Source organism: Bradyrhizobium sp. 160, assembly GCF_023073735.1.
Classification (GTDB): Bacteria; Pseudomonadota; Alphaproteobacteria; order Rhizobiales; family Xanthobacteraceae; genus Bradyrhizobium.
The window spans coordinates 49851-70606 of sequence record NZ_JADPKD010000083.1 but is presented as its reverse complement, the minus strand read 5'-3'; the positions used below and the strand labels follow the sequence as shown (position 1 = coordinate 70606).

At 64.5% G+C, this 20756-nt stretch carries 21 protein-coding genes; 15 read left to right on the top strand and 6 right to left on the bottom strand.

Translation table 11 applies throughout. From position 1 onward, the window contains the following. Positions 1–64: 64 nt before the first annotated feature. The 12 genes from cysG to IVA98_RS34195 all read left to right on the top strand — a co-directional run bounded on the left by cysG (position 65) and on the right by IVA98_RS34195 (position 11280). Positions 65–1501, top strand: a complete 1437-nt coding sequence (gene cysG, locus IVA98_RS34250) for a siroheme synthase CysG (RefSeq protein ID WP_247304774.1) — start codon at positions 65–67, stop codon at positions 1499–1501. Continuing rightward, a complete protein-coding gene (locus IVA98_RS34245) occupies positions 1498–1815 on the top strand; it encodes a DUF2849 domain-containing protein (RefSeq protein ID WP_247304770.1) in 318 nt (105 codons plus the stop codon). The genes cysG and IVA98_RS34245 overlap by 4 nt, the downstream gene beginning before the upstream one ends. A gap of 11 nt (positions 1816–1826) precedes the next feature. Next, positions 1827–3482, top strand: coding sequence for a nitrite/sulfite reductase (locus tag IVA98_RS34240; protein WP_247304767.1), 1656 nt, complete (start codon positions 1827–1829; stop codon positions 3480–3482). After that, positions 3469–3984 carry a DUF934 domain-containing protein gene (locus tag IVA98_RS34235; RefSeq protein ID WP_247304764.1) on the top strand — a complete coding sequence of 172 codons (516 nt, stop codon included), beginning with the start codon at positions 3469–3471 and terminating at the stop codon, positions 3982–3984. Before IVA98_RS34240 ends, IVA98_RS34235 begins: the two co-directional genes overlap by 14 nt. Continuing rightward, the gene (locus IVA98_RS34230) at positions 3981–4706 is read left to right on the top strand and encodes a phosphoadenylyl-sulfate reductase (RefSeq protein WP_247304762.1); all 726 of its coding nucleotides are present in this window, start codon (positions 3981–3983) and stop codon (positions 4704–4706) included. Before IVA98_RS34235 ends, IVA98_RS34230 begins: the two co-directional genes overlap by 4 nt. A gap of 112 nt (positions 4707–4818) precedes the next feature. Next, a complete protein-coding gene (locus IVA98_RS34225) occupies positions 4819–5820 on the top strand; it encodes a sulfate ABC transporter substrate-binding protein (protein ID WP_524536448.1) in 1002 nt (333 codons plus the stop codon). Positions 5821–5859: 39 nt separating this feature from the next. Beyond that, positions 5860–6696 carry a sulfate ABC transporter permease subunit CysT gene (gene cysT / locus IVA98_RS34220; protein WP_346657758.1) on the top strand — a complete coding sequence of 279 codons (837 nt, stop codon included), beginning with the start codon at positions 5860–5862 and terminating at the stop codon, positions 6694–6696. Positions 6697–6705: 9 nt separating this feature from the next. Next, complete coding sequence (gene cysW / locus IVA98_RS34215) at positions 6706–7617, top strand: sulfate ABC transporter permease subunit CysW (protein ID WP_247304756.1); 912 nt, start codon at positions 6706–6708, stop codon at positions 7615–7617. Further along, entirely contained in the window at positions 7607–8644 is a 1038-nt protein-coding gene (locus IVA98_RS34210; RefSeq protein WP_247304753.1) for a sulfate/molybdate ABC transporter ATP-binding protein, read from the top strand. The genes cysW and IVA98_RS34210 overlap by 11 nt, the downstream gene beginning before the upstream one ends. Positions 8645–8733: 89 nt before the next feature. Further along, entirely contained in the window at positions 8734–9237 is a 504-nt protein-coding gene (locus IVA98_RS34205; RefSeq protein ID WP_247304750.1) for a CAP domain-containing protein, read from the top strand. A 77-nt stretch (positions 9238–9314) separates the two neighbouring features. After that, positions 9315–10490: a DUF3734 domain-containing protein gene (locus tag IVA98_RS34200; RefSeq protein ID WP_247304748.1), complete on the top strand. Its 1176-nt coding sequence runs from the start codon at positions 9315–9317 to the stop codon at positions 10488–10490. Position 10491: 1 nt separating this feature from the next. Beyond that, positions 10492–11280, top strand: coding sequence for a 3-hydroxybutyrate dehydrogenase (locus tag IVA98_RS34195; protein ID WP_247304747.1), 789 nt, complete (start codon positions 10492–10494; stop codon positions 11278–11280). Positions 11281–11433: 153 nt separating this feature from the next. Here the strand turns inward: IVA98_RS34195 and IVA98_RS34190 are convergent, their stop codons facing one another. From IVA98_RS34190 to IVA98_RS34180, 3 genes are all read right to left on the bottom strand, one after another. Further along, positions 11434–12258, bottom strand: a complete 825-nt coding sequence (locus tag IVA98_RS34190; RefSeq protein ID WP_247356656.1) for a sulfite exporter TauE/SafE family protein — start codon at positions 12256–12258, stop codon at positions 11434–11436. A gap of 186 nt (positions 12259–12444) precedes the next feature. After that, the gene (locus IVA98_RS34185) at positions 12445–13812 is read right to left on the bottom strand and encodes a flippase (RefSeq protein WP_247304741.1); all 1368 of its coding nucleotides are present in this window, start codon (positions 13810–13812) and stop codon (positions 12445–12447) included. A gap of 255 nt (positions 13813–14067) precedes the next feature. Further along, a complete protein-coding gene (locus IVA98_RS34180) occupies positions 14068–14907 on the bottom strand; it encodes a protein-disulfide reductase DsbD domain-containing protein (RefSeq protein WP_247335008.1) in 840 nt (279 codons plus the stop codon). 141 nt (positions 14908–15048) lie between these two features. Here IVA98_RS34180 and IVA98_RS34175 point away from each other — a divergent pair, with 141 nt between their 5' ends. Beyond that, a complete protein-coding gene (locus IVA98_RS34175) occupies positions 15049–15693 on the top strand; it encodes a YqgE/AlgH family protein (protein WP_247304735.1) in 645 nt (214 codons plus the stop codon). 161 nt (positions 15694–15854) lie between these two features. Here IVA98_RS34175 and IVA98_RS34170 read toward each other — a convergent pair whose 3' ends face one another. Together IVA98_RS34170 and IVA98_RS34165 are read right to left on the bottom strand one after the other, a co-directional pair. Then, complete coding sequence (locus IVA98_RS34170) at positions 15855–16742, bottom strand: TauD/TfdA dioxygenase family protein (RefSeq protein WP_247356654.1); 888 nt, start codon at positions 16740–16742, stop codon at positions 15855–15857. Between the two features lie 98 nt (positions 16743–16840). Beyond that, complete coding sequence (locus IVA98_RS34165; protein WP_247304729.1) at positions 16841–17620, bottom strand: SDR family NAD(P)-dependent oxidoreductase; 780 nt, start codon at positions 17618–17620, stop codon at positions 16841–16843. Positions 17621–17717: 97 nt separating this feature from the next. Here IVA98_RS34165 and IVA98_RS34160 point away from each other — a divergent pair, with 97 nt between their 5' ends. Together IVA98_RS34160 and IVA98_RS34155 are read left to right on the top strand one after the other, a co-directional pair. Continuing rightward, the gene (locus IVA98_RS34160) at positions 17718–18455 is read left to right on the top strand and encodes an SDR family NAD(P)-dependent oxidoreductase (protein ID WP_247356652.1); all 738 of its coding nucleotides are present in this window, start codon (positions 17718–17720) and stop codon (positions 18453–18455) included. A 64-nt stretch (positions 18456–18519) separates the two neighbouring features. After that, a complete protein-coding gene (locus IVA98_RS34155; protein WP_247277787.1) occupies positions 18520–18888 on the top strand; it encodes a CsbD family protein in 369 nt (122 codons plus the stop codon). A gap of 75 nt (positions 18889–18963) precedes the next feature. On the opposite strand, the gene IVA98_RS34150 is transcribed toward IVA98_RS34155, so the two are convergent. Further along, on the bottom strand, positions 18964–20664 hold the full coding sequence (locus IVA98_RS34150) for an SGNH/GDSL hydrolase family protein (RefSeq protein ID WP_247356650.1): 1701 nt from the start codon (positions 20662–20664) through the stop codon (positions 18964–18966). Positions 20665–20756: the final 92 nt, after the last annotated feature.

The window sequence follows — 20756 nt, the reverse complement described above, 5'->3', positions numbered from 1 at the left end:
TCGAAACGAGACATATATAGAAAATAATTCCAGTCAACCCCGTTTGTGGGGAAGCGGGTATCGCATGCGGTTCTTGCCGGTGTTTCTCGATCTCAAGACCGGTCCGGTGGTCCTCATCGGCGCGGGCGAGCTTTTGCGCGCCAAGCTGCGCGTGCTCGCCGCTGCCGGCGCGCGCATCCGCGTGCATGCGATCGACGGCGATCGTGATCTGAGCCTCAGCTCCGAGGACGCAGCGCGTGTCGAAATCATGTCCGGGGATCCGCTTACTGCCGATCTCTCAGGCATCATCGCGGTCGTCTGCGCAGGCGCGGGTGATGTTGGTTTAGCGATGTCGGTTCGCGCCAAGGCGCTGGGTTTGCCTGTCAACGTGATGGACGATCTTGAACATTCCAGCTTCATTTTCCCCGCGATCGTCGATCGCGGCGATGTCGTGGTCGCGGTTGGCACCGGCGGCACCTCGCCGGTGGTGGCGCGGCGCCTGCGCGAGAAGATCGAGGCGCTGCTGCCCGCCCGCATCGGCGAGCTCGCTGAATTCATCGGCGGCTTCCGCAAATCCATCAACGAGCGCATCGCTGAATTTCCGCTGCGCCGCCGCTTTTGGGAGCGGGTCATTGACGGGCCGATCGGCGCCGCCGTGCTCGCCGGCCGCAAGACCGAGGCCGACGCTGCGCTAAAGGCTATCGCCGATCCCTCCGCCTTCGCGCGCGCCGACAAGCCGGAAGGCTCGGTCGCGCTGGTCGGGGCAGGCCCCGGCGATCCCGATCTTCTCACCATCAAGGCGCTGCGCGCGCTGCAGGATGCCGACATCGTCTTCCACGACGAGCTGGTCTCGCCCGAAATTCTCGACCGCATCCGCCGCGATACCACGCGTGTTGCCGTCGGCCGCCGTATCGGCAAGCCCGGCATCGGCCAGGACGCCATGAACAAGCGCATGATCGAGGCCGCGCAATCCGGTCAGCGCGTGGTGCGCCTGAAGGGCGGCGATCCCTTCGTGTTCGGCCGTGGCGGCGAAGAGATGGAAGCCCTGCGCGCCGCCGGCGTCGCCTATTCGATCATTCCCGGTATCACCGCAGGTCTCGGCGGTGCCGCCGACTTCGAGGTGCCGCTGACCTACCGTCATGAAGCAACCCGCATCACCTTTCTTACCGCACACAAGGCGCGCGACGCGGAAGTCGTGGACTGGTCGACGCTGACCGACGCCAAGATGACTGTTGTGGTCTACATGGGCGCGACCGCCGCGCCCGCCGTACGCGCCGGCCTCTTCGCCGCCGGCCGTTCGCCGGAAACCCCGGTCGGCGTGTTCGCCCGCGTCACGCGCCCCGATGCGCAAGGCGTGATCGGCACGCTGCGCGATCTGCCCGAGCTCGTGCGGCGGACCAATGGCGGTCCTGCCATTCTCATCATCGGCGAGGTGGTCCGGCATGCCGGCTCACTTGGCCGGCAAACTCCCAAGAAAACCCCAAACCAAATCATCTCTGACCTCCTGGATGCAGCCGAATGACCTCCCCGCTTGAACAGAAGAAGATCAAAATCGCTGGCCCCTCGGTCGTGACCGCCAACCGCACCTGGGATGGCATCGTGGTTTATCGCACCGCCGCCAAGAGCTGGTCCGCGGACCTCTCGGAAGCCGCGATCGTACGCAACTCCGACGAGGCGAAGGCGTTGCTTGCGGAGTCCGTTGCCGATGACGTCGGCGCGATCGGTCCCTATATCGCGCCCGTGCAGGTCGGTGCGGACGGCAAGGTCCAGCCCGGCAATCTGCGCGAACAGATCCGCCGCACCGGCGTCACCATCGGACAGCCGGCCCAGGTTTAAGGCGCTCTCTTATGTATGCTTACGACGAAATCGATCGCACGCTCGTCAATGAGCGCGTCTCGGAGTTCCGCGACCAGGTGAAGCGGCGCCTGTCCGGCGAGCTCACTGAGGACGAGTTCAAGATCCTGCGGCTCCAGAACGGCGTCTACCTGCAACTGCACGCCTACATGTTCCGGGTCGCGATTCCCTACGGCACGCTGGCGACGAACCAGCTGCGGGCACTCGCCCATGTCGCGCGCAAATACGATCGCGGCTACGGCCATTTCACCACGCGGCAGAACATCCAGTTCAACTGGATCAAGCTCGCCGAGCTGCCGGATGCGCTGGCCGACCTCGCCAAGGTCGGCATCCATGCGATGCAGACTTCCGGCAACAACATGCGCAACGTCACCTCGGACCAGTGGGCCGGCGTCGCGCCCGGTGAGATCGAGGATCCCCGTATCTGGTCGGAGCTGATCCGCCAGCACACCACGCTGCATCCGGAATTCTCGTTCCTGCCGCGCAAGTTCAAGATCGCGATTACCGCGTCCGACCACGACCGCGCGGCGATCAAGATTCACGACATCGGCCTGAGGCTGATCAAGAACGAGAAGGGCGAGACCGGCTTCGAGGTTCTGGTCGGCGGTGGCCTCGGCCGCACGCCTTTCATCGCCAAGACCATCAAGCACTTCGTGCATGGCCGCGACATCCTCAGCTACATCGAGGCGATCCTACGCGTCTACAACCAGTACGGCCGCCGCGACAACATCTACAAGGCGCGCATCAAGATCCTGGTGCACGAGCTCGGCATCGAAAAGTTCTCCCGCGAGGTCGAGGACGAGTGGCAGCACATCCGCAACTCCTCGCTCCAGATCGACGACGAGGTGATCGAGGACATCCGCTCGCGCTTCACCTACCCGGCTTACGAGAAGCTGCCGCACATGCCTGACGAGCTGCGCCAGGCCGCGGCCGATCCGGATTTCGAGGCGTGGCGCAAGAACTCGGTGGCCCCGCACAAGGTGCAGGGTTACTCGATCGTCACGATCTCGCTGAAGCCGATCGGTGGGCCTCCGGGTGATGCCACCGCCGAGCAGATGGACGCGCTGGCCGACCTCGCCGACAAATATTCCTTCGGCGAGATCCGTGTCGGCCACGAGCAGAACCTTGCGCTGCCGCACGTTGCCAAGCGCGACCTGCCGGCACTCTGGAAGGCGCTCGACAAGCTCGGGCTTGCGACGCCCAACGTCAATCTGATCACCGACATCATCGCTTGCCCGGGCCTCGACTATTGCTCGCTGGCGAATGCGCGCTCGATCCCGATCGCGCAGGAGCTGACGCGCCGGTTTGCCAATCACGAGCTCGCCAACCTGATCGGCCGTCTCCACATCAACATCTCCGGCTGCATCAATGCCTGCGGCCATCACCATGTCGGCCACATCGGCATTCTCGGCGTCGAGAAGAATGGCGAGGAGGTCTATCAGATCACCATCGGCGGCCGCGCCGACGAGAACGCAGCGCTGGGCACCCTGATCGGCCCCGGGGTGAAGTTCGACGAGGTCGCCGACGTCGTCGAGGACATCGTGGAAGCTTACCTGGCGCTGCGCGAACGGCCCGAAGAGCTATTCATGGACACGGTGAGACGCCTCGGCGTCGAACCCTTCAAGGAGCGCGTCTATGCCACTCGTTAACGGCGGAAAGATCGTCGACGACGGCTTCGCCAAGCTCGCCGTCGATACCCCGCTGCCCGAGAGCGGCGATATCCTGGTGCCGGCCGAGCGTTTCCTCGGTGAAGCGGAAGGCTTGCTCAAGCGCGCCGGCAAGGTCGGCGTGATCTGGCCGAACAATCGCGACATCGCCGAACTCGTGCCCTATCTCAGCAAGGTCGCCACGGTCGCGCTGGTGTTTCCGACTTTCCGTGACGGACGCGCCTACAGCCAGGCCCGGTTGCTGCGCGAGCGTTACAACTACCGCGGCGAATTGCGCGCCACCGGCCAGGTGCTGCGCGATCAGTTCGTGTTCATGCTGCGCGCCGGTTTCGACGCCTTCGAGGTCAAGAAGCAGGCCGACGCGGAAGCGTTCATGCAGACCGCCAAGCGCTATTCGGTGTTCTACCAGCCGACCGGCGACGGCCGCATCACGGCCCTGCATCGGCGCATGCAGTTGCGCCATTCCGAAGGTGTCGGCACGTGAACGCGATCGCGCCTCAGGTTTCATCCATCTCTGCGCTGCCCTCGGCGGACGAGCTCGATCGGAGCTTGCGCGATGCCTCGCCCGCAGAGGTTATCGCTGCGGCGCTGAAGGCGGTCGGGCGCAACAAGCTCGCCCTGGTATCTTCCTTCGGTACGGAATCGGCGACGCTGCTGAAAGTAATGGCGGACGTCGATCCGGCGATCCCGGTGATCTTTCTCGACACCGGCTGGTTGTTCGAGGAGACGCTCGCTTATCGCGACACCTTGATCGCGACGCTGGGCCTGAAGGACGTCCGTTCGGTCCAGCCCGCCGAGGAGACGCTGTCGCGCGAGGATCCCGACCGCGACCTCTGGTTCTCCGATCCCGACGCGTGCTGCCGCATCCGTAAAGTCGAGCCGCTGGCGCGTGCGCTGAAACCGTTCGATGCCTGGCTCAACGGCCGCAAGCGTTTCCAGGGCAATGCGCGGGCCGACATTCCGGTCGTCGAGAACGATGGCGCCCGATTGAAGTTCAATCCCTTTGCCAACGTCTCGCGCGAGGAACTCGAGGCGATGTTCGTCCGCGCCAAATTGCCGCGTCACCCTCTCGTCGCCTCCGGTTTCCTGTCGGTTGGGTGTATGCCTTGCACCAGCAGAACGGCCGAAGGCGAGGATGTACGCGCCGGCCGCTGGCGCGGCCGGGCCAAGACAGAATGCGGCATTCACACGATGGAGACTTCGTAGCACGGTTACGCTGCCACGCTGTGAACAAGAAAATCCGGTTCCGTTGACTTAAGAGCGTTTCGACCCGAGTTATGCCTGCACGCCTTCGCTGACACCGACGTCGCCGAAGTGAATGGAGATGGAGATGATGCGCCGTATCGTTCCGCTCGCTGCAGGACTCTTCTGGGCAAGCTCGGCTCTCGCCGCTGACATCAATCTGCTGAACGTGTCATACGATCCGACGCGTGAGCTCTATGTCGAGTTCAACAAGGCGTTCGCGACCGCCTATCAGAAGGAAACCGGCAAGAGCGTCGAGATCAAGCAGTCGCATGGCGGCAGCGGTTCGCAGGCGCGCGCGGTGATCGACGGATTGCAAGCCGATGTGGTGACGCTCGCGCTCGCCTATGACATCGACGCGATCGCCGCCAAAGGCCTCACCGCAGCCGATTGGCAGAAGCGGCTGCCGCAAAATTCATCACCCTACACCTCGACCATCGTCTTCCTGGTGCGCAAGGGCAATCCCAAGGGCATCAAGGACTGGGACGATTTGATCAAACCGGGCGTCGCCGTGATCACGCCGAACCCGAAGACATCAGGGGGCGCGCGCTGGAATTACCTCGCAGCGTGGGGCTTTGCGCAGAAAAAGTTCGGCTCGGCCGACAAGGCCAAGGACTTCATCGGAAAGCTCTATCAGCAGGTGCCGGTGCTCGATACCGGCGCACGCGGCGCCACCGTGACGTTCGTCGAGCGTGGCGTCGGGGACGTGCTGCTCGCCTGGGAGAACGAGGCGTTTCTCGCGCTGAAGGAGTTCGGCGCGAACAAGTTCGAGATCGTGGCGCCGCCGCAATCGATCCTCGCCGAGCCGCCGGTCGCCATCGTCGACAAAGTTGCCGATAAAAAAGGCACGCGCAACGCCGCCGACGCCTATCTCCAGTATTGGTATACCAAAGAGGGGCAGGAGATCGCCGCGCGCAATTTCTACCGCCCGCGCGATGCCGAGATCGCCAAGAAGCACGAAAGTGCCTTCGCCAAGGTCGAGCTGTTCACGATCGACGACGTCTTTGGCGGCTGGACCAAGGCGCAGCGGGAACATTTTGCCGACGGCGGCGTCTTTGATCAGATCTACAAGAACTGATCGAGCGCCGTCTTAGGAGGCTTTTAGCAGGGGGGCCTGGTGAGCGCACTCGCAGCAAGACGCCGGACATTGCCGGGCTTCGGTCTCACCATGGGGCTGACGCTTTCCTGGCTCTCCGTCATCATCCTGATTCCGCTCGCCGGCCTGTTCCTGAGGTCGCTCGAGCTGAGCCCGGAACAGTTCTGGAATATCCTTTCCAGTCGCCGCACGCTGAACGCGCTCCGCGTCTCCTTCGGCCTCGCCTTCGCGGCTGCCTGCGTCAATCTCGTGATGGGCAGCATCATCGTCTGGGCGCTGGTGCGCTACCGCTTTCCCGGCCGGCGGCTGTTCGATGCGATTGTCGACGTGCCCTTCGCGCTGCCGACTGCGGTCGCCGGCGTCGCGTTGACCGCGCTGTTCGCCGAGAAGAGCTGGCTCGGTGGCCCGCTCGCGGCGCTCGGCATCAAGGTCGCATTCACGCCGGTCGGCATCTTCGTCGCCATGATCTTCATCGGCATTCCCTTCGTGGTGCGCACGGTGCAGCCGGTGCTCCAGGATCTCGACCCCGAGATCGAGGAGGCCGCGGGCAGTCTGGGCGCAAGCCGCTGGCAGACCATCATCCGCGTGATCCTGCCGTCACTCGCACCGGCGCTGCTCACCGGCCTTGCGCTCGCCTTCGCGCGTGCGGTCGGCGAATACGGCTCGGTGATCTTCATCGCCGGCAATCTGCCTAACATCTCCGAGATCGCGCCGCTCTTGATCGTGATCCGGCTGTCCGAATTCCGCTACGCCGATGCGACTGCGATCGCGGTGGTCATGCTCGTCGTCTCCTTCGTCATCATCTTCGCTGTGAACCGGCTCCAGCGCTGGGCACAGAGCCGGATTCCGGAGCGCTAAGGGCCGACCATGACGATGCAGATTGCAGATTCGGTCTCTCTCCCGGCCCCCGACGCCAAGGCACGTGCGCATGCGGCTGCCGCGCGCGACAGCCTTCGCACCGAGCCACAGACGGTGCGCATCACCATCATTGCGCTGGCGATGATCTTCCTCACCGTCTTCGTCGTGCTGCCGTTGGTCGTGGTGTTCGCACAGGCGCTCTCGAAGGGCGTCATGGCCTATCTCACTGCGCTCGCCGAACCGGAAGCGCTGGCTGCGATCAGGCTGACGCTGCTGGTGGCCGCGATTTCAGTGGGCCTCAATCTCGTGTTCGGCCTCGTCGCCGCCTGGGCCATCGCCAAGTTCGACTTCAAGGCCAAGACCTTTCTGATTACGCTGATCGACCTGCCGTTCTCCGTCAGCCCGGTGATCTCGGGCCTCGTCTTCGTGCTGCTGTTCGGCGCGCAGGGCTATTTCGGCAGCTGGCTGCGTGAGCACGACATCCAGATCCTGTTCGCGGTGCCCGGCATTGCGCTCGCCACCACCTTCGTGACCTTCCCATTCGTGGCGCGCGCACTGATCCCCCTGATGCAGGAGCAGGGCACGCAGGAGGAGGAGGCCGCGATCTCGCTCGGCGCCTCGGGTCTGCAAGCCTTTTTCCGGGTCACGCTGCCCAACATCAAATGGGGCGTGCTCTACGGCGTCCTGCTCTGCAACGCCCGCGCGATGGGCGAGTTCGGCGCCGTCTCGGTCGTGTCCGGACATATCCGCGGCGAGACCAACACCATGCCGCTGTTGGTCGAGATCCTCTACAACGAGTACCAGTTCGTCGCCGCGTTTGCGATCGCCTCGCTGCTGGCGATGCTGGCGCTGATCACGCTGATCGCAAAAGCTGTTCTCGAACGTCACCTGGACGAAGGACACGAGCCCCGTGACCATTGAAGTCAAGAATCTCGTCAAGAAGTTCGGCAGCTTTAAAGCTCTCGACGGCGTCGATCTTAAGGTCGACAACGGCGAGCTGCTGGCGCTGCTCGGCCCGTCCGGCTCCGGCAAGACCACGCTGCTGCGGATCATCGCCGGCCTCGACTGGCCCGATGCGGGCGACGTCTCCTTCAACGGCGAGGACGCGCTGGCGCAGGGCGCGCGCGAACGGCATGTCGGCTTCGTGTTCCAGCACTATGCGCTGTTCCGCCACATGACGGTGTTCGAGAACGTCGCCTTCGGCCTGCGCGTGCAGCCGCGCGCGATTCGCAAGGACGAGGCCGCGATCCGTACGCGGGTGAAGGAGCTGCTCGATCTCGTGCAGCTCGACTGGCTTGCCGACCGCTATCCGAGCCAACTCTCCGGCGGTCAGCGCCAGCGCATCGCGCTCGCCCGCGCGCTCGCGATCGAGCCGCGCATCCTGCTGCTCGATGAACCCTTCGGCGCGCTCGATGCCAAGGTGCGCAAGGAGCTGCGCCGATGGCTGCGCTCACTGCATCATGAGATCAACGTCACCTCGATCTTCGTCACCCATGACCAGGAAGAGGCGCTGGAAGTCGCCAACCGCGTCGTTGTGATGGACAAGGGCAGAATCGAGCAGATCGGCTCGCCCGACGACGTCTATGAAAGCCCGGCGACCGCCTTCGTCCACGGCTTCATCGGCGAATCCATCGAGCTGCCGATCCAGGTCGAGGGCGGCCTGATCAGGCTGGGCGACCGGCCGCTGCGGCTTGCCGCGGACGGGCTTGCGCCTGGCGCGTCAAAACTGTTCGTGCGGCGACACGACATGCTGGTCGGCCCGCCCGGCAGCGGCGCCTTCGAGGGCGCGGTTCGGCATGTCCGCAATTTCGGTCCCGTGCAGCGCGCCGAGGTCGCGCTATCAGGTGGCGAGACCATCGAGATCGATGCCCCCCGTGACAAGGAACTGCGCGCCGGCGACACGATTGGGCTGGAGCCGCGCCGCTACCGCATATTTGCGGGCGCCTGAGCCGACTCGTCGGGTCAAATTTTCCCCAAAATTCACCTTTCAGCCACGGTTGATATGCAACAACGGCCCCTCATTTGGGGGCCTGATTCATGCGCGCTGCGGCCGCAATATCCATCACTTTGCTTCTAGCCGGCTGCGCCGGCAACGAAGCGCTGGTCCAGCAGCCGTCCATGTATACTGACATGGCTGTCCCGGGCGCCAAGCTCGATGCGCAGGCCGCCGCCGTGATGATCTCGCAATACCGCCAGAACAACGGGCTCGGCACCGTCGTGATCGATTCCGATCTGATGCGGCTCGCCGAATCCCAGTCCCAGGCTATGGCGGCCGCCAACAAGATGGACCACGACGTTCGCGCGCCGCTCGCCAAACGGCTCGCCGCCGGCGGCTATCCTGCGACCGTGGCCGTCGAGAACGTCTCGGCCGGTTATCATACGCTGGCCGAAGCGTTTTCCGGCTGGCGCGACTCGCCACCCCACCGCGCCAACATGCTCAAAAGCGGTGTCACAAAACTTGGCATCGCAGCGGGCTATGCTCCCGGCACCAAGTACAAGGTGTTCTGGACCATGATCTTGGCTTCGGCGGACCCTCGATAAGCCAGACTTGATCCTGGATGCATTGACGCCGCGGCGGAGTGTCGCCACGGTGGCTTGCCTTTTGCTAATGTTCCCTCATGACAGATCATCGTCCTGATACCGCCAGCATCCCCGCGAATGCGCAACGCGTCCTGGTTCTCCAGGGCGGTGGCGCGCTCGGCTCGTATCAGGCCGGCGCCTGCCAGGCGCTATGCGGCTACGGCTTCGAGCCGGAATGGGTTGCCGGCATCTCGATCGGTGCTATCAACGCAGCGATCATCGCCGGCAATGAGGGCCACACCCGCGTCAAGCGGTTGAAGGAATTCTGGGAGATGGTGTCGGCGCCGGTGCCGTGGAAGCCGATCGGCAAGAGCGATCGCAGCCGCGAGCTGTTCAACTCGACGAGCGCAGCGCTGATCGCGACCTTCGGTGTGCCCGGCTTCTTCGTACCCCGCGTGCCGCCGGCGCCGCTCTGGCCACCGGGGCACCCCGAGGCGGAAAGCTATTACGACACCGCGCCGCTCAAGAAGACGCTGGAGCGTCTGGTCGATTTCGATCGCATCAACGATCTGAAGACGCGCTTGTCCGTCGGCGCGGTCGGCGTCACCTCCGGCAACTTCAAATATTTCGACAATTACGCGTTCAAGAAGCTCGGCAAGACCATCGGACCCGAGCACATCATGGCCTCCGGTGCGCTGCCGCCGGGCTTTCCGTCCGTCGTGATCGACGGCGAGCATTACTGGGACGGCGGCATCGCCTCCAACACGCCGCTCGACTACGTGCTCGATGCCGAGGTCGACCGCGACATGCTGATCTTCCAGGTCGACCTGTTTTCCGCGCGCGGCGATCTGCCCACCTCGCTGCTCGAGGCCGCCGAGCGCGAGAAAGACATCCGCTATTCCAGCCGCACGCGGATGAACACCGACAAGAACAAGCAGCTGCACAACGCCCGCAGGGCGGTGCGAGATCTCATCAGCAAGTTGCCGGATTACCTGAAGAACGATCCTTCCGTCGAATTCCTCGCGAAAGCGTCGCGCGAAAGCACCGTCACGGTGGTGCATCTGATCTATCGCAGCAAGAACTACGAATCCTCGTCCAAGGACTACGACTTCTCGCATGTCGCCATGGTCGAGCATTGGGAAGCCGGGGTGCGCGACGTGCATCTGTCGATGCGCCACAAGGATTGGCTCGAGAAGCCGCAGTCCGGCGAGACCATGGTGACCTACGATCTCACGGGGGACGTCACCGCACCCCCGGCAAAAAGGAGCGAATAGAATGGGTAGTCTGTCAGGCAAGAACGCCGTTGTGACCGGATCGACCAGCGGCATCGGGCTCGCTTACGCACGCGCCTTCGCCGCCGCCGGCGCCAACGTGGTCATCAACGGCTTCGGCTCGCCCGAGGATATCGAGAAGGAGCGCACCAAGATCGAGTCCGAGTTCAAGGTCAAGGCGATCTACTCGCCGGCCGACATGACCAAGCCCGCCGAGATCGCCGGGATGATCGCGCTCGGCGAGAAGACGTTTGGCTCGGTCGACATTCTCGTCAACAATGCCGGCATCCAGTTCGTCTCGCCGATCGAGGAGTTTCCGCTCGAGAAGTGGGACCAGATCATCGCCATCAACCTGTCGTCGGCCTTCCATGCCATTCGCGCCGCCGTGCCCGGCATGAAGAAGAAGGGCTGGGGCCGCATCATCAACACGGCGTCGGCACACTCACTCGTCGCCTCGCCCTTCAAATCGGCTTACGTGTCGGCCAAGCACGGCATCGCCGGTCTCACCAAAACCGTGGCGCTGGAGCTCGCGACCCACAAGATCACCTGCAACTGCATCAGCCCGGGCTATGTCTGGACGCCGCTGGTGGAGAAGCAGATCCCCGACACGATGAAGGCGCGCAATCTGACGCGCGAGCAGGTCATCAACGACGTGCTGCTCGATGCGCAGCCGACCAAGGAGTTCGTCACCTCCGAGCAGGTTGCCGCGCTCGCCCTGTTCCTGTGCAGCGACGATGCCGCGCAGATCACCGGCAGCAATCTGTCGATCGACGGCGGCTGGACCGCGGAGTAGTTCGCGTCGGTTCAGCTAGCTCGCTGTCATGCCCCGGCTTGGCCGGGGCATCCAGTACGCCGCGGCTTATCCATTCAATCACAGCTTTCTCGGAATACTGGATCGCCCGTTCAAGCCGGGCGACGACAGTGAGAGTGGGGCGCGGTCTCTGGTTTAATGCGTCCACGCTAGGGCCGTCACGATCGCCGATGACAAGTTCAGCTCCGCGAACATGATCTTGCCGGCGACCACGAACAGCACGCTCGCCAGCGTCAGGCGCAGCACCGTCTCGGGCACGCGCGTTGCGCTAAAACTGCCGACGATGATGCCGGGCAGCGAGCCCAGCAGCAGCACGCCCATCAGCGCCCAGTCGACGTCACCGAGCGCCCAGTGCCCGATGCCGGCAACCAGCGTCAGCGGCACCGCATGGGCGATGTCGGAGCCGACGATGCTCGCCATCGGCAGGCGCGGATAGAGCAGCAGGAGCACAGTGACGCCGACTGCGCCGGCGCCGACCGACGAGATCGAGACCAGCACGCCGAGTACGATTCCGGTGATCACGGTCGCGATCGCGGTGGTGCGCGCGTCGACCTGCTCGAGGCGTTTGCGGTAGCGATCCATGATGGCCTTGCGGAAGATCAGCGACGTCGCAGTCAGGATCAGCGCGAAGCACAGCACGAGATTGACGAGGCTACGCTCGGAATCGCTTCTGAGGTCGAGCTTCCACAGCACCAGCAGCGTCACGGCGCTCGCAGGAATGCTGCCGCAGGCGAGTCGCAGCACCGCCGGCCAGTGCACGCTACGCGACCAGCCATGCACCAGGCTGCCGCCGGTCTTGGTGGCGGCGGCATAGAGCAGGTCGGTCCCGACCGCCGTGGAGGGATGAATGCCGAACAGCAGGATCAGCAGCGGCGTCATCAACGAACCGCCGCCAACGCCGGTCATGCCGACGAGCAAGCCGACGCCGAATCCAGAGGCGACGTAGAGTGGATCAAACATGTCCGGGGAATCTTAGGTCGATCTCGTCGGTTGAGCAACATGACGTAGAATGAAATTCCTCCCGCATGCAACTACCTGGGTCCAATAAGAAAAATCATGCTGCGGACGGCAAATCGGTAGGAATTTCGCTTCGTTCCGAGGCATGCTGCGAACGTGCCGTTCCCCAGGAGTAGGGTCGCGCGTCCCCTATTTGCCAAACGCCAGCACGTGCAGGCCGAGGCGCTGCCGCACGATCCAGAACAGGAGCACCGTCTCGAAGGTGAGCGAGATCGAGGTCGCTGCGGCGGCGCCGTGGCTGCCGTAGCGCGGTACCAGCGCGATGCAGAGCACGACGTTCATGACGAAAGCCAGCGCATAAGCGAGCGCGCAGATCTTCTGCTGGCCCAGCATGTTGAGCAGCCGCTCCACCGGCCCGATTGCAGAGCGCACCACCAGCCCGATCGCGGCGACGAACATGAGATCGTAGCCAACGGTGAATTGCGGCCCGAACAGCCAGAGCAGCGGCTTGCCGAACGCAAGCAGCAGGATGGTCGCCGCCAGCGACGGCCAGAATGTCCAGCTGATGGCGTGCGCCACATAGGCAGACAGCCGCGCCTTGTCGCCGCTTGCGTTGAACTCGGCGAAGCGATGCGCGGTCGTTGCCGACATCGCGTAGTGGATGAAGGAAACCAGCGCCAGCGTCTTCACCACCGCGAAATAGACGCCGACCTCGTCGGAGGGGCGGAACTGCTGCAGCACCAGCACGTCGGTGTAGGACAGCAGCAGGTAGAAGCTCTCGACCAGCAGGATCGGCAGCGAGACCGCCAGCCAGCCGCCGATGTCGTAGGCCTTGGGGCCCGGTTCGATGTGATCGGCGAGCTTGCGGTTCAGCACCAGCATCTGCCCGGCCATCGCGATCCACACCGCACCTAGGCTCGCGACCATCGCCGCGACTGCGCCGAGATGATAGCCGAGCAGGAAAGCGCATGCCGTGATGCCGATGATCAGCGCCTGGCGGATGATGAATTGCGGCATCAGGCCGAGCTGCATCCAGTCGTGCGAGCGCGCGATGCCGTCCTGGGTGTTGGCGACGACGAAGGCCGGCAGCGTCATGCAGCCGATATAGAGCGGCAGCACCTCGGCCGGATCGATCCAGGGTGACAGCAGCCTGACGATGCCGGCAAGGCCGAGCGACACCAGAGCGGAGACGGCAAAGGTGAGCCAGCGGCTGCCGGAGAGAAAGCCGCGCAGCAACGCATGCGCGCCGCTGGCGCGGTACTCCGGAATGATCTTTTGCGCGGAAGCGGAAATGCCGAAATCCATCATGCTGCCGAGCAGCAGCACCCAGGTCCAGACATAGACATAGATGCCGTAGTCGGACGTGCCCATCCAACGCGCGAGCAGGATCTGCGAGACATAGGCGAGGCCTGCACTGATGACGCGGATGACGAAGATGGTCGCGGCCAGCCGCCGCGTCAGCGAGGCCTCGCTCGAGCCGCCCGTCAGCCTGCCGCGCAGCCGCGCGATCAACCCGGCTGGTCCGGTCGTTGCGGGTTGTGCATCCATCACGGCCAATTCGAGTTCCCCGCCCGCATACTGCGGCAGGCCCGGGAATTAGCAACCACTCGTTAAGATTCGGTTGGGTGGGCGTGCTGTAGAAACCGCAACGTCGTCCCGGAAGGCCAGGCGAAGGCCAGGATCCGTTGCCCCAGGGAGAAGTTGGAGCGAAGGCTCGGGCAACGAGTTCGCGCCACCACTACTCCTGAGGTAGTGGGTCCGCGCTCCGATTCGCTGCGCTTGTCCCGGACCACGGCTCGGATTGGGACGACGCTACTCCAAGTTCGTATTGAACTCGTATGACTTGTCCGGTCCCACCAGCGTGAACTTCAGCGCCGCACCGTCGGGCTTGGCGCCCGGCGGCAGCCCGTCGAGCTCGAAGGAAAATCGCTTCACGTCCGGCGGGCTGTGATGGACCGGGCTCGGAATCGGCAGCGCCCAATCGGGCGTCGGCCCTTCCACGAACAGATTGACGTTGCGCGCGTCCGCCGGCGCGACCACGTCGACGACCACTTTGTTGCCCTCGCGCTTGACGTCGCGGATGGTAAGCGGATTGGGATCGCCGATATTGGCCGGCTTGGGCACGGTGTCGAGCGCCGCGCGCAGATTGGCGTCCTCGGTCGAGGCGACGCTGTTGAAGCCGAGTTCGGCGCGGGCTTCGACGGGAATGCAGAGCTTCTCGCACACCGCATAGTTAATCTCGGCGCGCAAGGTCACTGGCTTGTCGGCGGCCTTGGCGACGATGCGCAGGGGCAGCACGATCTGGTCGCGATAGCCGATCGAATGGCCGCCCGCGCCGTCGTCGAACTTCAGCGGCGCCGGCCACATCACGGTCACCGCTTCGACATTGTCCGACTTGGAGAAGTCGAACCGCGGCGGAACGCCGGAGTCGCCGGGCACGCGCCAGTAGGTCTTCCATCCCGGTTGGAGCTGGAACGCGATACCGCCAAGCAGGACAGCGCCGCTGCGCGAGCCCGCAACCAGCCGCACTGCGGAATGTCCGTCGCGCTGCCACGGCGAAGCGTCGTCGGCACGGGCTGCGGATGCCAGCGACGCTGCGATCAGGGTTGTCGCGACGCCAATCGCCGCACGCAGGGGAACTATGCTGGTCATGGCACGTCTTTACAGGGGCGCCCTAGGGCAAACCATTGAATTGCTTGTGATGGATGCATCTGGACCAGGTCTCTGCAAGCCTTGATTTGACAGCGGCCGGGCCCGACATCAGGATAGGAATTGAAACCGGAGTGCTTCACCATGGCTCCTACAGGCAAGAGGACGGGCGACAGCACCCGCAGCGCAGGCCCCGCGCTGCCCAATTCGGCCGGTTATCTCGACGGCCGGCTCCTGATTGCAATGCCCGTGATGGGCGATCCCCGTTTCGAGCGCTCCGTGATCTATCTCTGCGCCCATTCCGCCGAGGGCGCGATGGGAATCATTGTCAATCATCCCGCGGGCTCCATCGATTTCCCCGAGCTCCTGATGCAGCTCGGCATCGTCAAAAAGGGCGAGCACATCAAGCTGCCGGAAAATGCCGAAAGCATGAAGGTGCTGCGCGGCGGGCCGGTCGACACCGGCCGTGGCTTCGTGCTGCATTCCAGCGACTTCTACATCGAGAACGCGACGCTGCGGATCGACGACGGCGTCTGCCTCACCGCGACCGTCGACATCCTGCGTGCGATCGCCAACGGCTCCGGCCCCAAGCACGCCATCCTCGCGCTCGGCTATGCCGGCTGGGCGCCGGGCCAGCTCGAAACCGAGATCCAGAGCAACGGCTGGCTGCATTGCGACGCGGACGCGGATCTGATCTTCGGCGACGACGTCGATGACAAATACAACCGCGCTTTGCAGAAAATCGGCATTGATCCCGGCATGCTCTCCAACGAGGCCGGGCACGCGTAGTTGTTGGCCGTCGTCCGGTGTCGTACGTCACCCTCGCTGTCATGCCCCGGCTTGATCGGGGGCATGCAGTACGCGGCAGCCTATCGGCGCGATACAACCGTCTCGGAGTACTGGATCGCCCGGAGCAAGCCGGGCGATGACCACGTATCGTGAATGAGGCGCTACTCCGCCGCCTGCTGCTGCACCGTCGGCTCGGTGCCCGCCACCGTTGCCCGGCGCATGTCGCGCGGTTGCGACTGGTCGTAGCGGCGGACGCGGTGCATGGTCTGGCGGTTGTCCCACATCACGAGGTCATGCAGCCTCCATTTGTGGACATAGACGAACTCTGCTTGCGTCGCGTGCTCGTTGAGATCGCGCAGCAATAGACGGCCCTCCGGCACGCTCATGCCGACGACCTTGCCGGCATGCGATGACAGATACAGCGACTTGCGGCGATGCACCGGGTGCGTGCGCACCAGACGTTGCAGCACCGGCTTGAACATCTCCTTCTCTTCGTCGGTATATTCGGTGAAGCCGAGCGAGCCGCGCGAATACATCAGCGAGTGCTCGCAGACGAGGTCCTCGATCTCAACCTTGGTCTCGTCGTCGAGTGCGTCATAGGCCGCGCGCATATCGGCGAATTCGGTGTTGCCACCCTTCGGGTTCACCACGCGCGCGGACAGCAGCGAGAATTTTGCGGGGATGGGACGGAACGAGCTGTCGGAATGCCAGAGGCAGTTGCCGAGATTGAACAGATGCGCGCGGCTGTCTTTCGCCAGCGGCTTGCCGTCCTTGCCGAGATTGCTGACATCGTTCAGGCCGGATTGCAGCCGATAGTCCTTCTCCTTGGTGACGGTGCCGCCGCGCGCATCCTCGCGCTGGCCGAAATTCAGCGCGAACGCCATCTGCTGCTCGTCGGTGATGTCCTGATCGTGGAACACCAGCACCGCATATTTGTCCATCGCGGCCTCGACTTCGCGCGCCTCATCCGCCGTGAGTGGCTTGCGCAAATCGAGGCCCGAAACCTCGCCGACAAAATGCTTCTGAAGCTGCCGGATGGCGATCGTCATGGCGATTTCTCCCGCATCTCTGAGCAGTTTTCCCGCTCTGTTTGTGGAAAAAAATGCCTCCCGCGCCCGGCGATGTCAACGCGCCGCGCGCATGGCTCTTACGCGTTCCGGGCCATCAGGCCGCCGTCGACCGGGATCACCGCGCCGGTGATGAAGGAGGCGGCCGGCAGGCACAGGCTGAGCGTCACATGCGCGACCTCTTCAGGCTCGCCATAACGGCCGAGTGCAGTGCGGCGCTTGGCATAGATGGTCTTGTGCTCCTCCGAGATGCGATCGGTGATGGCCGTGCGGATCGGGCCGGGACAGATGCAGTTGACGGTGATGCCCTCGCGGCCGAGCTCCACCGCCAGAGAACGGGTGAGGCTCGCAACGCCGCCCTTTGCCGCCGAATAGGGGCTGTGCAGGGCAGTGGCGCCGAGCGCCTCGGTCGAGGCGATGTTGAGGATGCGCGGGCACTTCGACTTGCGCAAATGCGGCAGCGCGGCGCGGATCACGCGCGGATGCGCCGTCAGCATCACGGCGAGGCCCTTGGCCCATGCGTCCTCATAGGCCTCGTCGTCGATCGCAACCCGCACTGAGATGCCGGCATTGTTGACGACGATGTCGAGCCCACCGAAATGCGCCGCGACATCGCCGACCACGCGCTTGATCTCGCCGCCATCGGCAACGTCGAGCTTCCACGCCCTCGCTGCTCCGCCGCTTGCCGCGATTTCCTTGGCAACCGCATGTGCGCCTTGCTCATCATAATCGGTCACGGCAACGTTCGCACCTTCGGTGGCGAACACGCGCGCGGTGGCACGTCCCATGCCGCTGGCCGCGCCGGTGACGAGGACGGTCAGGCCCTTTACAGACCGGCTGAGCTGTTTGAATTCGGACATGCTGCTTCCTCGCGCCCTGCTTGTTCTTGTTATGATTGACAAGGCTGGCATCGATCCGCAGACAGGTCAAACAAGCAAAAACAAACGGGAGGCCGCGATGGCAAACGAGCTCGATTTCTCAAGCAGGCAGGTGCTGGTGGTCGGCGGTTCCAGCGGCATCGGCAACGGCATTGCGCAAGCTTTTCGCGCCAGGGGTGCGCATCTCGCCGTCTGCGGCACGCGTGCTCGGCCCGAGGATTATTCGATTGAGGAAGGCTCTGATCTCACCGGCCTCGCCTACGCGCAGCTCGACGTCAGCAATGCCGGCGCGATCGAGGCGTTCAAGCCATGCTTCGAGCGGCTCGACATCCTGGTGCTCGCGCAAGGCGCGGTGCTCTATCGCCGCGGCGAATTCGAGATGGCCGGCTTCCGCAAGGTCGTGGAGGTCAACCTGATGAGCCTGATGGCCTGCGCCACGCGGTTTCATTCCATGCTGCGGGATGCGAAGGGCGCGCTGATCGTGGTGTCCTCGACCGCGGCCTATCATTCCACTATGGGCAATCCCGCCTACAACGCCTCGAAGACGGGCGCTGTCGGATTGACACGTACGCTGGGCGAAGCCTGGGCTGAGGACGGCATCCGCGTCAACGGCATCGCGCCCGGTCTGGTCGACACCAAGATGACGAAGGTGACCACCGACAATCCCAAGCGACTCGAAGGCGCGCTCGCGCGCATCCCGCTGCGGCGATTGGGCACGCCGGCCGACATGGCGGGCGCGGCGCTGTTCCTGGCTTCGCCGCTGTCGTCCTACATCGTGGGCCAGACGCTGGTCGTCGATGGCGGCCTCATTCTGTAGGCCATGGCAAGGAACCGCGCTGCTTCTGATCGGTTACTTCGGCTGATCACCGAGGAGGATTATCATGGACGCGGATCGGATCATTGGATCAGCCAAGGAAATGGCAGGCGGCGTGGAAGGCACCGTGGGCGAGATGGCGGGCGATGCAAAAACGCAGGCCTCAGGCAAGGCACGGGAAGCCGCAGGCACGGTGCAGAACCTGTACGGCCAGGCGAAGGACGCGGCGCGCGAAGCTGCGGATACCGCCTCCAGCTACGCCAAGGATGCCTATGAGGCCAGCGGCGATACGTTCCGCGACGGCACGCAAGCCATCGCCCGCAAGGTGCAGGACAACCCGCTCGGCGCGCTGCTGACCGCGGCCGGCATCGGCTTCGCACTCGCGCTTCTGATGTCGCGCCCCGCCCGCCGTCCGCCGCCGCGCTGGCGCTATTAGGGCTAACAGCTAGACCCGTCATCCGGGGCGCGCGCTTTGCGCGCCCGGAATGACGAGTCAAATCAGAGATACGATTTACCGGATCGCTTCCGCCGCGCGCCCGACATTACCCGGCGGCCGCGGGATCGCCGGATTCGGATTGCGGGGGCCTGGGGCTGGCGCCAGTTGACGCGGTGGCTGCGGAGAGCCAAAGCCGAAGAAATCCCGGAATGACGGCGCTGCCTGTGCCGGCTGCTGCGGCGGAAGCTGAAGCTGTTGCGGCTTCTTCGGCGCGAGCTTTGGCGGCGCGATCGCGGCGGCCGCACCCGGTGAACCCTGAGCAGCGCTGCCGTCAGGCGTCGTCGTCGCCATCGGCGTATCGCCCTTGGCCTGCTCGCGTCCGACTTCGCGGCGCGGCCAGGCATAGTCGTCGGCGCGCCCGGCGGGGGCGCTCAGCGGCTCGCCTTTCACCATCGTCTTCGCAGCGAGTGCATCGACCGCGGCTGGACGCGAGCCTGGCCCGCCCAGCAATTGATCGGTCGAGATCGAGGCCGCGACCAGCGGCACGATCGGTCCGGCCAGCGGCCGCGGCGCGGGCTTGCCCGGCTCGGCGCTGGTGTCGGGCGTCGCCGGCTCGCTCGGCAGTGCGATCGGACCGGAGCGGCCCGCAAGCAGGCGCGTGATCTCGCGCTCGACATAGTGCGCGAGCTTGCGCGCGCCGGGTTTTGTGAAATAGACGCCGTCAGAACTGCGGAGCTGACGAATCTGGCCTTCGAAGTCCGGGCCCTTCTGAAGGAAGCGGCCGGCCTCGTCGACAAAGCCGTCCCAGACGTCGACATAGGTGATGCCGGCCTTGGCCGCGCCTTCACGGTAGAGCGAGTCCAGGAACAGCATGTCCGCCGTACCCTTTTGCCCGCGGATGGCGGGAAGACCGACCCAGAGCACCGGCACGCCCTTGGCCTTGAGCACGTTGGCCAGTTCCTCGATTTTCTTGCCGTAGAGCTCGACCCAGCGCTCGTCGCGGAATTCGTAGAGACCATTCGGGTTGCGCGCCGTCTTCTCCGGCGCAGCGGCTGCCGGCGTATCGGCGTTGTCGGCGTCATCCTGCGGCAGGTCAGTATCCGCGGCGGGTTTGTCCTCAGGCTTGGCAGCGGTGTCGGGCTTGGCCTCGCCGGGCTTGCCCGGTGGCTTGCCGCGCGCGCCCTTGTCGTTCTTCTTGTCCTTGTCAGAGGCCTTGTCCGACTTGTCGGCCACAGGCTCGCGGATCGCGATGCGGTCGTTGAGACCAAGCATGACCACGATGATTTCGGGCTTCTCGGTCTCCAGGATCCCCTTCGCCGCAGCCGCCCAATCCGCGGGCAAGCCCTTCGGCTGGTACTTGATCAGGCCCGAGGTGGTCTTGTGCTTGCGGATCACGCCCATGTCGGGCTGCTCGGCGTAGGCGTCCTCGAGGCCATAGGCGAGCCAGTCGGCCATGGCGTCACCGATCACCAGCACGTTCTTGTCGGGGATGGTGTCGCGCTTGGCCGGCGCCGGCGCGCGCGAAAAATCCTGGCGCGGCGCCTGCGGCTGTTGTTGCTGGAATGGTGCGAAGAAGTCGCCGCCGAACCAGCCGCCGCCACCTCCACCACGTGGTGGCGGTGGCGCCGCGCGCTGTGGCGGGCCGCCGAAGCCGGGGAAGTTGAAGAATTGCGCCGAGGCCGGGGCCGCGACCGACACCAGGATCGCAAGCGCCGTCCCCAGCGCGATCAGCGGGCCGGTCTCGGTCAGCGCCTTGAACAGGGACTTCTTCGACATGCGATCTCGGGCAGCGCAACGGGATTGGAAGTGGCTCGAATATAATAACGGAATCAGGCGCCAAACGGGCAGATTCTGTCGCAGAATCTTCT